Consider the following 13,892-nt stretch of genomic DNA (forward strand, 5'->3'; position numbering starts at 1 on the left):
TATGAAACCAACAATTGTTATTGCCTTAGGTGGCAACGCACTACTACGTCGTGGGCAAGTCCCATCATACGAAAACCAATTAAGCAGCGTGGCGTTAGCGGCTGAGTCTATTGCGAAATTAAGTGAACATTATCGAATTGCCATTGTGCATGGTAACGGTCCGCAAGTTGGGTTGTTGAGCCAGCAGAACGAAGCGTATCAGGAATCAGTACCCTCGTACCCGCTAAGTTGTTTAGTCGCTGAGACACAGGGAATGATTGCCACTATGTTAGTGCAAGAGCTCCGAAAGCGTGCGAATAAGAGTATCGTTTCTATTCTTACGCATGTTGAAGTCGATGCTAGCAGCCCAGAATTTAACGATCCTGCTAAGTTCATTGGGCAGGTTTACAACCATGAGGATGCGCTGAAATTAGCCGAACAATATAACTGGGAAATTCGGGCTGATGGGCCGTTTTATCGCCGAGTCGTTGCTTCGCCACAACCGAAAAAAGTACGAGAAAGTCAGGCGATAAAGCAGGCATTAGACCAGGACAATATTGTTATTTGCGGAGGTGGTGGCGGCATTCCTGTCGCTGAATCTGATGGAGTGTTAAGCAATATAGACTGTGTGATTGATAAAGATGCGACTGCGTCTCTGCTCTCACGGGAAATATCTGCGGATTACTTTTTAATCCTCACCGATGGTGATGGTATTTTCATTAACTGGGGTAAACCGGATCAATTCAAACTCGATACCATCAGTAGCGAGGCCTTAAAGGCGCATGAATTTGATAAAGGTTCGATGCAGCCTAAAGTTGACGCCATCATCGACTATGTCGACGCTATTCCGAGTGCTATAGGCGTCATCGGTGATTTAACGTTAGCATTAGAATCTTTGGCAGGTGAAGCAGGAACTCAAGTAGTGAGAGTGCCAGCGACAAATCGTCATTCTGAACCGGAAGTAACTTACTAGTCGAGCTATTATCTTGATAGAGCGTCTTTTAGTCATTACTACTTTTAAAAAGGCGTTTTATCAAGGCTCATGACTTAAAAAGTGGATTTATACAGAAAGCTTACGCTTAATGACCGCTCCAATAATGCAGGGGCTCAGATTTGAAAACCGATGGTACTGCGAGCCAATCATTCTAACCTTAGGCCTAACCCCTGAAGTCATCGACATGTCGTTTAACGCATCTGCAATCATGTCTGTAGAAAGAACAGGCTTGGTAACGATGGCTTAAACAGCTCTCACTTAACGAAGAAGTGTCGCAATCGGCAATATCAAGTTTTATAGCGGGTATCTACCTTTCGGTTATTGGCGGGATAAATTTGATGTAGATGAAGCAAAATGTCAGTGATCACACCGGGGCAATTTGAGACGTAACCCAATTGATGAGGAGTTTCGCTGCTTCGTTTTTTTCTTTATTTGATACAGCTAAAAAATACGCCTTATTTTCATATTCAATGGTAGGCGTTAGCGCAACCAAGTGTCCCGATTGGAGTGCATCTTTAACATGCCATTCAGTTACAAGTGCCACCCCTCCGTCGTTGAATGCCGCTTGAATCACCGCCACCTGATCTTCCACAAAGAGAATATCATCAGATATGTCGTATTCCACCCCTAGTCGATGACAAAACGATTCCCACCCTTCCCATATCGGTAGTTCTTCTTTCAACATGATCTTCCACTGCTGCAAAATGGAGCGAATATCTTTGTCAACCAATCGTGTTTCTACAAAATTAGCGCTTGCCACTAGCAGTACGCGATCATGGAAAAGTAGATAATTGTCGCGATTCGAGGTATCGACACTGGAATAAAAAAATGCCACATCAAAATCATCATTTTCGTCAACCTGAGTACGTTCATTGTTGACGATAAGATTGATCTGGATGTTTGGGTAATGTTGACGAAAATCTTCAAGCTTAGGTAATAACCAAAAATGCAAAAAGCACAGGCCTACCTCAACGTTGAGTACGATAGTACTGTCCTCTTCGCCAGAAAAACGCTGCGTTCCTTGTGCAAGAATATCAAGGGCTTGACGCGTGGTTTCCAGATATTGCTCACCCGCTCTCGTGACCACGGCACCAGTACGAGTTCGATGAAACAGCTTAACTTGAAGTAACGCTTCGAGCTGTTTTATCTGCTTACTCACTGCGGCAGTAGAGACAAATAACTCTTCGGATGCACTGACAAAACTCCCCAATCTTGCGGCAGATTCGAACATGATTAGGCTTCCCGTAGTCGGGATCGTTTTGCGGTCTATTGGCATTGTTCCTCAAAGAGCATTAACTAAAAGTTGAAGCTAGCTTAACTAATTAACGTTTTACTGGCAAATCTCACACCGTAATATAAAAAGTGAAAATTTATGAATAGTTAAGGAGATTGAATGAAATCCGTAAAAGAGATTCATCACGATTGGCTCAACCTGCCTGATGGAACCCGCTTAGCGTTTCGTGCATGGATGCCCGATGATGCCGACTCTAAACCGGTACCTGCCATTTTAGAATTTTTACCTTATCGAAAAAATGACGGCACGGTGATTCGTGATGAAATTACGATGCCTGAAACCGCAGCGCATGGTTATGCGTGTATTCGTGTCGATTTGCGCGGGTGTGGTGAATCGGAAGGATTGTTTGAAGATGAGTATTCAGCCCAGGAACTGCAAGATGGCTGTGACGTTATCAATTGGATCGCACAACAAACGTGGTGCGATGGTAATGTCGGTATGGTCGGTATTTCCTGGGGTGGGTTTAACTCGTTGCAAATAGCAGCATTACAACCTCCCGCTCTCAAAGCCATCATTACCCAGTGTTCTACCGATGACCGTTTCCGCGATGATATTCATTTTCTAGGTGGCTGTTTGTTAAACGACAACATGGATTGGGCCGCATTTTTCTGGGCGTACGCTCAAGGTCGTAGCCCTGATGCCAAATTAGTTGGCGAAAACTGGAAATCAATTTGGCTTGAACGTTTGAACAAAATGCCATTTTTGGCCAAACCATGGATCAGCAATCAAACTCGAGGTGATTACTGGAAACACGGGTCTGTGTGTGAAGATCACTCAAACATCAAGATACCGGTCTACGCCATCGGCGGTTGGGCAGACAACTACCGCAACACCGTTTTTTCTTTATTACGCAATTTAACCGGTCCGAAAAAAGGTTTGATTGGTCCTTGGGCGCACAAATATCCAAACATTGCTTATCCAAATCCCAAGATGGACTATGTGACAGAGTCTGTGCGTTGGTGGGATCGTTGGTTAAAAGGCATTGAGAATGGTATTGAACAGGAGCCTGAGCTGCAATACTACCTTCAAGAGAGTGTGCTGCCGAGCAGCGATTACGAAATGCGTCCAGGTAAATGGGTCAGTGAGCCTACTTGGCCTTCGCCTGACACAACACATCGCACTTACTATTTAGGTAATAAGTCTTTGTTAGACACTCCAAGCGACAATCCGCCTATTTCGATTCGCTCGCCGCAAGATGTCGGTCTAGATGGCGGCCGCTTATGTGTCGGCATTCGTTTAGAGATGGAACAGCCGGCGGACCAGCGCCATGACGATGCTGGCTCATTAGTGTTTGAAACGGATACGCTAAGTGAGGATCTGCCGATCGCAGGTCAAGTCAAAGCGCAGCTCTCTTTGGCCAGCTCCGCGCCTAATGCGCATGTAGTAGTGCGCGTTTCTGATGTGCATCCGACCGGGGAAGTCACGCGAGTGACGCATGGCATTTTGAATTTAGCGCACCGTGATAGCCATGAGTTTCCTGAAGCATTAGAGCCTGGGCATGAATATCAAGTCGAGGTCCCACTTTATCATATGGCGTATGTGGTCCCTAAAGGACATAAACTACGCGTAGCGATTTCTACCGCTTACTGGCCATTGACTTGGCCGTGTGAACATGACGCAACCTTAACACTCAACCCAGCACAGTGTTCGATTCAGCTTCCACTGAATCACACGCAAACCCCGACGGATCGTGTTCCTGCTTACAGTCGAGCAGTGAGTTTTGATGGTGAACAACGCACACCGACAGACAGTCAGCGTGTGGTGCATCGTGATTACCAAACCGGGATCACGACGCTTGAAACCTATGATGATTTTGGGTGCCAGTACTTTAATTCGTCTCAAAGTGAAATTGATTTTGATATTCATCAGTTCCTGTCTATTCATCCTGAAGATCCTCACAGTGCGAAGAATGATATTCGTCTTCGAGTCGATATGGGACGTGATGGTTGGCGTACCGGGATTGAAGCCCAATACGTGATGACGTGCGATCAGGAAAATTTTTACATTCACGCGCACTGGACCGCCAAGCATGATGATGAGGTTATTTTTGAAAAGTCTTTTGATGAAACCATTGAACGTAATTTTATGTAATCAAGCTTACAGGATGTAACAATGTTTAAACATTTACGACCGTTGGTTTTTTATCCGACGTTTTTAATTTTGGTGAGCGCGCTGATCCTCAGTTTGGTGGATCTCGAGCAATTCACGGCTGTCACTGGCGAATTAAACAATAAGGTGTTGGATCTGTTTTCTTGGCTGTTTAGTATTGGCAGCTTTTACTTATTGGTGCTGGTTGTCTTAACTTATTTCTCGAAGTTAGGTGATGTCCGTATCGGCGGTGAAAACAGCACCCCACGAGTCACTAAACCACGTTGGTTTATGATAGTGCTTTGTACGACATTGGCTGTTGGTGTTCTGTTTTGGACAACAGCCGAGCCGATTTATCATTTACACGCGCCACCGGAAAGCTTAGGTATTGAGCCCGGTAGCGCGAATGCAACGTTATTTGCATTTTCTGCCATGTTTTTGCACTGGGGACCTACGCCATATGCTATCTACTGTATACCTGGTTTGATTTTTGCCTTGGCGTTTTACAACTTAAAGATGCCATTTTCTATCTCTAGTTCACTACGCCCGGTGTTTGGAAAAGCATTAACGCCAAGGGTTTCCGATATCATTGATGCCTTGGCTCTTTACTCTTTAGTGGTCGGCATGGCTTCCTCTTTGGGAACCGGTGCATTAACTTTACTCGGTGGTGTCAGTCAGTTTATTGATATTGAGCGCAACGCAATAACGTTAGGCATATTTATTGCCCTCATTGTTGCGACATTCATTTTCTCTGCTGCCAGTGGACTGAATAAAGGGATTGCGCGCCTATCAAAAGCGAACTTCTGGATGTTGATGGCGCTGTTTGCCTTCGTCTTGGTGTTTGGCCCTACGGTCTACATGTTATCCATTGGAGTAGAAGGATTGGGAGCTTACCTCCAGAACTTCTTTCGATTAAGCTTGTTTACTGGTCAAGCGGCTAACGATCCTTGGCCACAATGGTGGAGTGTATTCTATTGGGCAGTATGGTTTGCTTGGGCACCTATCACCGCAATGTTCCTTGGCAAGATCGGGCGCGGATATACAGTAAAAGAGTTTATTCAGGTGAACCTGATTTTCCCTAGCTTGTTTATTCTTTTTTGGGTCTCTGTATTTGCTGGGACTGCGGTATATCTTGATACCACCACTAACGGCACTCTCTATGAAGTGTTAAATAATGGTGGTGTTGAACAATTGCTTTATCACATTATGGATCAACTACCGATGAGCGGTGTGACTTCTTTTTTCCTGATTTTGGTTGCGTTTATCTCATATGTTACCGCGGCCGATTCCAGTACCGATGCCATTGGTGATTTGTGCACGAAAGATTTCACCTCAGATTCAGACGAAGGCACGGCGTTACCTATTAAAATTTTATGGGGTACGTTGATTGGTTTGGTAGCATGGATCATGGTCAGTACCGTAGGTATCAATGGTGTTAAGCAGCTGTCCAATTTAGGTGGGTTACCCGCGACACTGATCATTTTAGCCTGCAGTCTTACTCTGATTCGGTGGATTAAAAACCCGTCAGAGGTTAATAAATAAATTGGAGCGGTCTTATAAAAAACGTTAGTTAATAATAATGAGACTTTCAATGACTTGTATGATTAACAAAACCCTCAAACACCATGTTTGAGGGTTTTTATGCGGGGGTCAGTAACGTAGGTAAACCCGTCAAAATGACTTAACTATCATCAATCACAAGGACTGAGATATACAATAGGATGTGATGCATTGAAGGCGAGAAGCCACGCTTAAAGACGACATGGTAATGTTAACCTGTGCTGCTGTGGGTAAGCATTATGTTTCATAAATAAAAATAAGCGCGCTCTCATTAAGATTATAAATGGTTGGTCTGATATTGAATATAGTGATAAATTAGCCATTAATGCGATGGCCTTAATGCTGTAATGGCGCACGGACGATATTTTTGGGTCAATATGAAAAAAACGCCGCACTGTTCCGCTAAACTCGTTTTTATCTACTTTGTATTTTCATCATTGTGGGTTTTATTTTCTGATCAAGCGGTCGCGTTATTATCGAACAACCTACAAGTGTTTTCTTGGGTGCAGTCGTTCAAGGGACAACTGTTTGTGATGATAACGTCGCTGTTATTGTGGAGGCTAGTAAAAAAGAACAATCAAGAGTTTGAGCGTGCTAACGACATCGACGATGTAACCGGATTACACAGTCCCGATGTGTTTTTTCGTCATTTAGAGCAAAAGCTCAATAGCGCATACGATAAAGAACATTATGTGCTTTTTCTTCTCGATATCGATAACTTTAAACCCGTCGCAGATAAGTTTGGCTTTGAGAAAACCAATCAATTTTTAAAAGGTGTCGCGCAATCTATTGAGTCTCCAACGGTCTTTCCGCTTTTCTCCTCTCGTATCCACACGGATGGCTTTGCTTGCTTGATCCGTATGCACAATGACTGTCAAATAGGCCTGCATTTGGCACGTATTCAACGGCAATTCAACAAACACGCTCATGATCATGACTGTGATGTCACATGCTCGATTGGTGTGGCGCTGTATCCGACTGACGGTCGCACAGGTAAACAGCTCCTGTCTTCAGCAAGGCATGCGCTGAATGAGGCAAAGAAAAGCAAAAATACCATTCGATATCACGATCAAAGATTGATCGAGCAAGACCTACAAAAACAAGAAATGATTGCTGAACTGCGTAAAGCGATTGAAGAAGAGCAAATACAAATCGTGTTTCAGCCGAAATATAACTTGAAAGATAAACGAGTCACGGGCGTTGAAGTGCTATCGCGGTGGGAGCATCACCAGTATGGAGCCGTGTCACCCGCGGTATTTATAACACTGGCCGAAGAAAACCACCTTTGTCGTGATTTAACCACGCTTGTACTGAGCAAAGCCTCAAAACAGCTCAAAGAATCTCAGTTGTTAGGGAAAGAGATTCAAAGCGTGTCAGTGAACATTTCGGCTACCGAGTTAAGCAGTGCAGAAGATATCCGCCAAATAGAATCTTATCTTAAGCAAGATCTTGATTTTGCTCGTTACCTGCGTCTTGAAATCACTGAGACGGCAATGTTACAAGAGATTAAACTGTGTGCGGCTTTGGTGAAAAAGTTAAAACATTATGGCGTTTCTTTCTCCATTGATGACTTTGGCGTAGGTTACACATCACTCGGAATATTTAATAAACTAGATGTGGATGAAATTAAGGTCGATCGCAGTTTCATTCAACACATAGAAAATGATTACCGTTCAAGAGCGATCACTTCTGGCATTGTTGATATCGCAAACGGCTTTGGCATTCATGTTGTGGCTGAGGGGGTTGAAACTGAGCAGCAGCTGCGTATTTTAAAAGAATTGAATTGCGAACAAGCTCAGGGATTCTACCTCGGGCATCCGGTACCGTTGGCTCAATTAAAGCATCAGTTAACACAGAGGTTGGATACTATACTCTTTAGAAAGTCGTTGAATTTATCGGAAGAATTAGGGGAGATAGCGCCTTTGAAACCCAAATCAATGACGAATGTTCAAGTGTTGCGCATCAATCAGCAACTGCCTTTTATTGATTGATATATGGGGCTGATTACTTGCTATTTTGTTATGGAAGAAATCTTCCGGATCTTATCTGATTTGTTTAGAGGGCCTGTATGTCAGCACTGAATATCAATTCAACTTATGGGATGCTCGTTCTCCAAGACTTTGAATTGGTTTACGTTGATGACAATTATGCCCATATTTTTGGTTATGACTCTGCCGACACGTTAATGTCGAGCATTGATTCTTTTCTTGACTTAATTGACCCCACGTATCATCAAGCCGCACGCGATAATTATTATCAACAAGTTAAGGGGCTCGTGACTCCCCGAGGCCGTACCTTCCGCAATATTGACCGCTATGGGCGTACATTTACCGTGTTTACCATCGACCACCTGATCGAATGGGAAGGAAAGCCTGCCGTTCAAGTGACCTTAATTGATCTTTCGATGCTTGAGCGCGTTCAAGAACAAATGCTTGAAAACGAACAAAAATATAAACGACTGATCATTTCTTCGCGACAGGGGATTACGGTGCATTGAGATTTTAGCCCGATCATGGTGAACCAAGCGTGGGTCAATTTAATGCATGCGCCCTCCATCGATTATGTATTAGATGAGGTTAGCTTATTGGATTTTATCCCTCAGAATGATAGGACAACAGTGATAGAGCGCTATCAAGAGCTGATGTCAGGGAGAGTCGAAGGCACGCACTCTGTGGTTGAAAATATTTGCTTTGATGGAAAAAAACGTTATTTCAGCGTATACGACAATGTTATTGAGTGGGATGGTGAGCCTGCAATTCAAGCGGTCATCGAGGATGTTACTGATAAAGTTGAGTTAGAAAAAGAGCTCGATTATAAAGCGCATCATGACTCGCTGACTGGGTTGTGGAACCGCAATGCCATTTATCAATGGTTTCAAGATAAATGGCGCAATACTGACTCATTGGCGTGCATACTCTTGGACATTGACGATTTCAAGCGTGTGAATGATGAGTATGGCCATGTTAGTGGCGATACTTTGATCCGTTGTATTGGTCAGCTATGTGAAAACATTGTGTCTGAGCGAGGTATTGTTGGTCGCTGGGGAGGAGAAGAATTTGTCATCTTTTTACCGGATTTCAACGCGACTGAGGTGATTGACGTGGCGAAAGAAATTCGTCGGCGATGTGAGGAGAGTGAATGGTACTGTTCACAGAATCGAATTCAGCGGACGGTGAGTATTGGTGTGGCATATAACGACGATGATCATGACGCCGCTGAAAAAAGGAATGAGGAGGCCGCACGTAAATGCATGGATAACCTTATTCAACGTGCCGATAAAAAGCTATATCAAGCGAAATCACAAGGCAAAAACCAAGTGTCATATTGAAGGCAGGTCGTCGGTCTCTGTCTTCCACGCTTAAGATTGATAAAAAAACGGTGCGAATTATCGCACCGTTTTTTGTTCTATAAAGCACGTAGCAAGAATACGTTAAGCTTTTGCTTTTGCCGCCGCTTTTGCGATGGCAGCGAAGCTTTTCGCGTCTAGAGCCGCACCGCCAACGAGAGCGCCATCGATGTCTGGCTGTGAGAAGTAAGCTTCAGCGTTTTCTGGTTTAACAGAGCCGCCGTATTGGATGATCACTTGTTCAGCCACTGCTGCGTCTTTCTCGGCGATCATGGCACGGATAGAAGCGTGGATGCGTTGTGCATCTTCAGCGGTTGCAGCTTTGCCAGTACCGATTGCCCAGATTGGTTCGTAAGCGATGATGGCGCCGTTTAGCGCTTCAGCTCCGTATGCATCAATAACGGCGTTGATTTGACGAGCACAAACGGTTTCAGTTTCGCCAGCTTCATTTTGTGCTTCTGACTCACCGATACAGAAAACAGGCGTTAGGCCATTTTCTTTTAGGAAGTTGAATTTTTTAGCGACGAACTCGTCTGACTCGTGGTGGTATTCACGGCGCTCTGAGTGGCCGATGATGATATGAGATGCACCGAAGTCTTTCAGCATTTCTGGAGACATGTCGCCAGTGAACGCACCGCTGTTGTTCAGGTCAGTGTTTTGCGCACCGAGGATGATCTTGTTACCGCCTTCTGCGATTAGACGTTCTGCGAGGTCGATGTAAAGTGCTGGTGGGGCAACCGCCACATCAACACCTTCAACGCCTTCAAGCTCTGCGTTAAGACCAGTTAGCAGCTCTGTTACCATTGCTTTGCTACCGTTTAGTTTCCAGTTACCCATCACTACAGGACGACGCATAGGAATATCTCCCTTATCTTTAATGTAAAAATTGAATTAATGTAAAAAATCTACGGAAGAATATAACAGAATAATGTGAACAGATCATGATTGGTATCATGTCTTAAGCGCCTTTCTAATTCCGGTAGGCGCGGCACTTGTCCTGTTCATTTCCTTGTTCGCAATCGATTAGTGATCGCGTAGACAGAATGATAGTTCATTTCTCGGAAATTGCTGTTTGGATTGGTATTACTACAGGATGAATTTAATGGTTGTAGAAAGGAATCAAGATGCCAAACCTAGTTTTAGAGTATTCGAACTCTGTCGAAGAGCGAGTGAATGTTCAAGGCTTGCTGGAGGACTTACATAAAACGGCGTTAGAGAGCGGGCTTTTTGAGTTCGCGTCGGTGAAATCAAGAACGCTAAGATGTCATCACTGGCTAATTGGAGAAGAGGGCAGCAAGGTCGATTTTATTCATATTAACTTTGAGTTGTTGTCTGGTAGAACTCAGGAGCAAAAACGAGAGCTATCGCGAGGTTTGATGGGCGTGCTACAAGAGCAGGCAAGTCATGTACACAGTTTGACGGTCAATATTCGCGATATGGATGTGGACACTTTTCAAAAGGTGCTGAATTAAATCATTGTGTCGAGTACTGCAAAGTAATCAGTGTTGGGGCGTCGAGTCTTGTCGTCGCTTCGTCACCTTCAGAATAAGGATGTTGGTTTCGGGGGGATAGAAGCTGTCTTTCCAAATCAAGCTGACTCGGCTAATCTACAACTTTTCTACTTTTGGGCAAAAATTGATGTCGAATAAAGAGTTATTGTTTTCTTTTCAAGGACGTATAAACCGTAAAACCTACTGGATTTGGAACGTCATTTATTATGTTTCCATCTTAGGTTTCGGGGTAGGAGTCAATCAGCTATTTCCTACTTTCTCCTATCTGTTGTTGCCTATCTTTCTGTTGATTATTTTAATACCGGACTTAGCAATCACGACTAAGCGTTGGCACGATCGTGACAAATCAATCTATTGGTTGGCACTTAATATTCCGCTGGTGGTGGGTCGTATTGCTACACCAATCACAAGCCCTATAGCGCAAGAGCCGTCGATGCCGCAAATGCTGATTGCATCTATCTCTCTGATCTGTGGCTTATGGATTTTGGTTGAGTGTGGCTTCTTGAAAGGAACCGCCGGACCAAATAAATATGGCCCAGAGCCAGAGTAAAACTGAAGAGAAAAGCGTACCCATAAGGGGATGTTTTTCTCTTAATAGAAGCCTTTTCCAGTAAATAGAACGACATCTGCTTTCTGTGTGGGTGAGGCTTCCCCCTGCAATGCTGCTCTAAACTTAATCACCTGTTTTTGTAGCTCATCCATTAAGACGACATTGGTATGGTTTGGGTTTTTACAAGTGCTGATCACTCTGTCGATGTGGCTTTGTTGAGCCCACAATCGCGGCTGCATTTTTTCTGATGCGCCCTCTATCATCTTTTTCGCCATATCGTGTCGGAACTGCTCAAAGGCTTGTGGATTGCTTTCTGCCATTCGAACCATTTCATCGAATGAAGGTAGAGCTTGGGGGGAGTAACTGTGTAGAGTTGACATTACCATTCTCCAAATCCTTATGGAACTTGCTCTTAGTTACTAAAAGCCTATACCACGAAAATAGGGAGTGAGGATGAATGACACGGTTGTCTCATTTATAAGAGCAACTTTCTTTATCACAGATGAAATGAGTGCCTAGGTAAGGATCTAACACATGAGGAACACTGTCATTGTTGAATTCGATATACGCAGCGACGCTGACCACTAACTAGATGCTCCGTGCGTTCTATTTTGGTTTCGTGCCCCAGTAACGACTGAAACACATTAAGCTCTGATTGACACAGGCTCGGGCAACGCGTTGCAGCTTTACAAATGGGGCAATGATTTTCGATGAGAATAAAACCGTGTTCGTCTTTTTCGAGTTCGGCCATGTAGCCTTCTTGCTCACGTAATGAGACGAGTGCCTCCAACTTGCTTTCTAGATCATCATATTGGGCGAGATGCTGACGATAGGTTTGTAAGGTGATCTTTTCTCGCTCAGAGGTGACTTTATCGAGGCCATCCTGACCGAAAATGTGCTCCACCGCCTCGATAAACTGAATGGTTAATTCACCATGACGGTCGGCAAATTGTTCATGACCCTTTGGGGTCAGGGACCAATGACGAGCAGGACGACCCACTTTAACTTTTACGTCATGGATAGAAAGGATGTCATCATCTTCTAAACTCTGCAGATGCTGACGAGCACCCATGGTTGTCATCCCTAGCTCAGAAGAGAGTTGTTTTGCGGTGACAGAACCATCACGCTTAACGATTTGCAGTATCCTATCTACGGTCTTCATATATCCACCATCAATATGTCAGTACACATTATGCGCGATAGGGTTAGTAAAGAAAAGAGTTGACTTAGGTTAAAGGTTGATTTGATGATTTATCTATTAATCGGAGTTACGTACCTGTTGACGCTAATTTGTCGCCATTTTGAGCCGTGAGGGATAAGGAAGACGAAAAAGCTCCATCAAGAGGATGGAGCTTTAATTGAGATATTAAAGAATGATATCTCGCACTTCAGGATCTTTACGATCTAAGTAGTGAATAGACTTAATACGGCGGATGGTACGGCAGCGACCACGAACTAACAGTGTTTCTGTGGTCGCGATATTGTTTTGACGAGTGATGCCTTCTAGCAAGTCCCCTTTAGTGATCCCAGTGGCTGAGAATACGACGTTGTCGCTGCGTGCCATCTCTTCCATCTTGAGTACCACATTGGCTTTTACCCCCATCTCGGTGCAGCGCTTTAGTTCAGAGGCGCCGTAGATACGGTTTTCTTCGGTGTCACCTTTCACCTCATGGCGAGGCAATAAGCGGCCTTGCATGTCACCGTCTAGGGCGCGAATGACGGCGGCAGAAACCACGCCCTCTGGTGCCCCACCGATGCAGTACATCAGGTCGACTTCACTGTCTGGCATACAAGTGAGGATCGAAGCGGCCACATCACCATCAGGTACAGCGAAGACGCGCACGCCCATCGTCTGCATCTCGGCAATGACTTCATCGTGACGAGGTTTCGCTAAGGTGATAACAACCAGTGTGTCGAGTGACTTATTGAGCGCTCTTGCGACGTTTTCTAGGTTTTCTTTTAATGGTTTTTCTAAATCAATCACGCCTTTTGCACCAGGACCAACAACCAGTTTTTCCATGTACATATCAGGCGCTTTTAAAAAGCTGCCTTTTTCTCCAGCCGCAAGAACGGCAAGAGCATTGGATTGGCCCATCGCGGTCATGCGAGTGCCTTCTATTGGATCCACGGCGATATCAACTTCATCACCGCCGACACCGACTTGTTCACCAATGTATAGCATGGGCGCATCATCGATTTCACCCTCACCAATGACGATTTCACCGTTGATGTCTGTTTTGTTTAGTAAGGTACGCATCACCTCAACCGCTGCGCCGTCCGCCGCGTTTTTATCGCCTCGACCGAGCCATTTATAGCCAGCCAGTGCTGCGCCTTCAGTAACACGGGAAAATGCCATTGCTAAATCGCGTTTCATGATGTCTCCAAGTAAGCCAAGAGAAAGATAAATTTGCGCGGGGATTCTATCATAACGCGGGGTGAACGTTTGCTTTTTGCTGAGCTTTTACTTTAACTAAGTTGAATTTGATCAATACTTAGCACTATTTATGGCGCGGTAAGAGGCAAAATCCTTGCTCAAAAATGCTTCGTCGATAAGAAAAGTCAGCGTTTAG

Annotated in this window: 14 protein-coding genes; 9 read left to right on the forward strand and 5 right to left on the reverse strand. The window is 44.5% G+C overall.

The features are described 5' to 3' along the window. Position 1 precedes the first annotated feature (1 nt). On the forward strand, positions 2-952 hold the full coding sequence (locus AC3D28_RS12830; RefSeq protein ID WP_488534988.1) for a carbamate kinase: 951 nt from the start codon (positions 2-4) through the stop codon (positions 950-952). A gap of 109 nt (positions 953-1,061) precedes the next feature. Beyond that, positions 1,062-1,220 (forward strand): hypothetical protein, encoded by a 159-nt coding sequence (locus AC3D28_RS12835; protein ID WP_488534989.1) that lies wholly within the window; start codon positions 1,062-1,064, stop codon positions 1,218-1,220. Positions 1,221-1,337: 117 nt separating this feature from the next. Here the strand turns inward: AC3D28_RS12835 and AC3D28_RS12840 are convergent, their stop codons facing one another. Further along, positions 1,338-2,204, reverse strand: coding sequence for a LysR family transcriptional regulator (locus AC3D28_RS12840; protein ID WP_488534990.1), 867 nt, complete (start codon positions 2,202-2,204; stop codon positions 1,338-1,340). Positions 2,205-2,366: 162 nt separating this feature from the next. Between AC3D28_RS12840 and AC3D28_RS12845 the strand changes: the two genes are divergently transcribed. The 5 genes from AC3D28_RS12845 (at position 2,367) to AC3D28_RS12865 (ending at position 9,243) form a co-directional block, all read left to right on the forward strand. Beyond that, positions 2,367-4,358 (forward strand): CocE/NonD family hydrolase, encoded by a 1,992-nt coding sequence (locus AC3D28_RS12845; RefSeq protein WP_488534991.1) that lies wholly within the window; start codon positions 2,367-2,369, stop codon positions 4,356-4,358. Between the two features lie 21 nt (positions 4,359-4,379). After that, the gene (locus AC3D28_RS12850) at positions 4,380-5,897 is read left to right on the forward strand and encodes a BCCT family transporter (protein WP_098416700.1); all 1,518 of its coding nucleotides are present in this window, start codon (positions 4,380-4,382) and stop codon (positions 5,895-5,897) included. Positions 5,898-6,292: 395 nt separating this feature from the next. Then, positions 6,293-7,906 carry a putative bifunctional diguanylate cyclase/phosphodiesterase gene (locus tag AC3D28_RS12855; protein ID WP_488534992.1) on the forward strand — a complete coding sequence of 538 codons (1,614 nt, stop codon included), beginning with the start codon at positions 6,293-6,295 and terminating at the stop codon, positions 7,904-7,906. 77 nt (positions 7,907-7,983) lie between these two features. Beyond that, positions 7,984-8,412 (forward strand): PAS domain S-box protein, encoded by a 429-nt coding sequence (locus AC3D28_RS12860; RefSeq protein WP_488534993.1) that lies wholly within the window; start codon positions 7,984-7,986, stop codon positions 8,410-8,412. A 15-nt stretch (positions 8,413-8,427) separates the two neighbouring features. Continuing rightward, positions 8,428-9,243 (forward strand): sensor domain-containing diguanylate cyclase, encoded by an 816-nt coding sequence (locus AC3D28_RS12865; RefSeq protein ID WP_488534994.1) that lies wholly within the window; start codon positions 8,428-8,430, stop codon positions 9,241-9,243. 102 nt (positions 9,244-9,345) lie between these two features. Here the strand turns inward: AC3D28_RS12865 and tpiA are convergent, their stop codons facing one another. Continuing rightward, positions 9,346-10,116: a triose-phosphate isomerase gene (gene tpiA, locus AC3D28_RS12870; protein WP_098416694.1), complete on the reverse strand. Its 771-nt coding sequence runs from the start codon at positions 10,114-10,116 to the stop codon at positions 9,346-9,348. A 269-nt stretch (positions 10,117-10,385) separates the two neighbouring features. Between tpiA and AC3D28_RS12875 the strand changes: the two genes are divergently transcribed. Then, a complete protein-coding gene (locus AC3D28_RS12875) occupies positions 10,386-10,733 on the forward strand; it encodes a 5-carboxymethyl-2-hydroxymuconate Delta-isomerase (RefSeq protein WP_098416693.1) in 348 nt (115 codons plus the stop codon). A gap of 166 nt (positions 10,734-10,899) precedes the next feature. After that, the gene (locus tag AC3D28_RS12880) at positions 10,900-11,322 is read left to right on the forward strand and encodes a DUF805 domain-containing protein (RefSeq protein ID WP_098416692.1); all 423 of its coding nucleotides are present in this window, start codon (positions 10,900-10,902) and stop codon (positions 11,320-11,322) included. A 41-nt stretch (positions 11,323-11,363) separates the two neighbouring features. On the opposite strand, the gene AC3D28_RS12885 is transcribed toward AC3D28_RS12880, so the two are convergent. The 3 genes from AC3D28_RS12885 to glpX form a co-directional block, all read right to left on the reverse strand. Next, positions 11,364-11,702 (reverse strand): DUF3135 domain-containing protein, encoded by a 339-nt coding sequence (locus AC3D28_RS12885; RefSeq protein ID WP_488534995.1) that lies wholly within the window; start codon positions 11,700-11,702, stop codon positions 11,364-11,366. Between the two features lie 167 nt (positions 11,703-11,869). Further along, a complete protein-coding gene (locus AC3D28_RS12890) occupies positions 11,870-12,484 on the reverse strand; it encodes a helix-turn-helix transcriptional regulator (protein ID WP_488534996.1) in 615 nt (204 codons plus the stop codon). Positions 12,485-12,688: 204 nt separating this feature from the next. Beyond that, positions 12,689-13,696, reverse strand: a complete 1,008-nt coding sequence (gene glpX, locus AC3D28_RS12895; RefSeq protein ID WP_488534997.1) for a class II fructose-bisphosphatase — start codon at positions 13,694-13,696, stop codon at positions 12,689-12,691. Positions 13,697-13,892 lie beyond the last annotated feature (196 nt).

It is taken from the genome of Vibrio sp. TAP-3B (assembly GCF_057784735.1).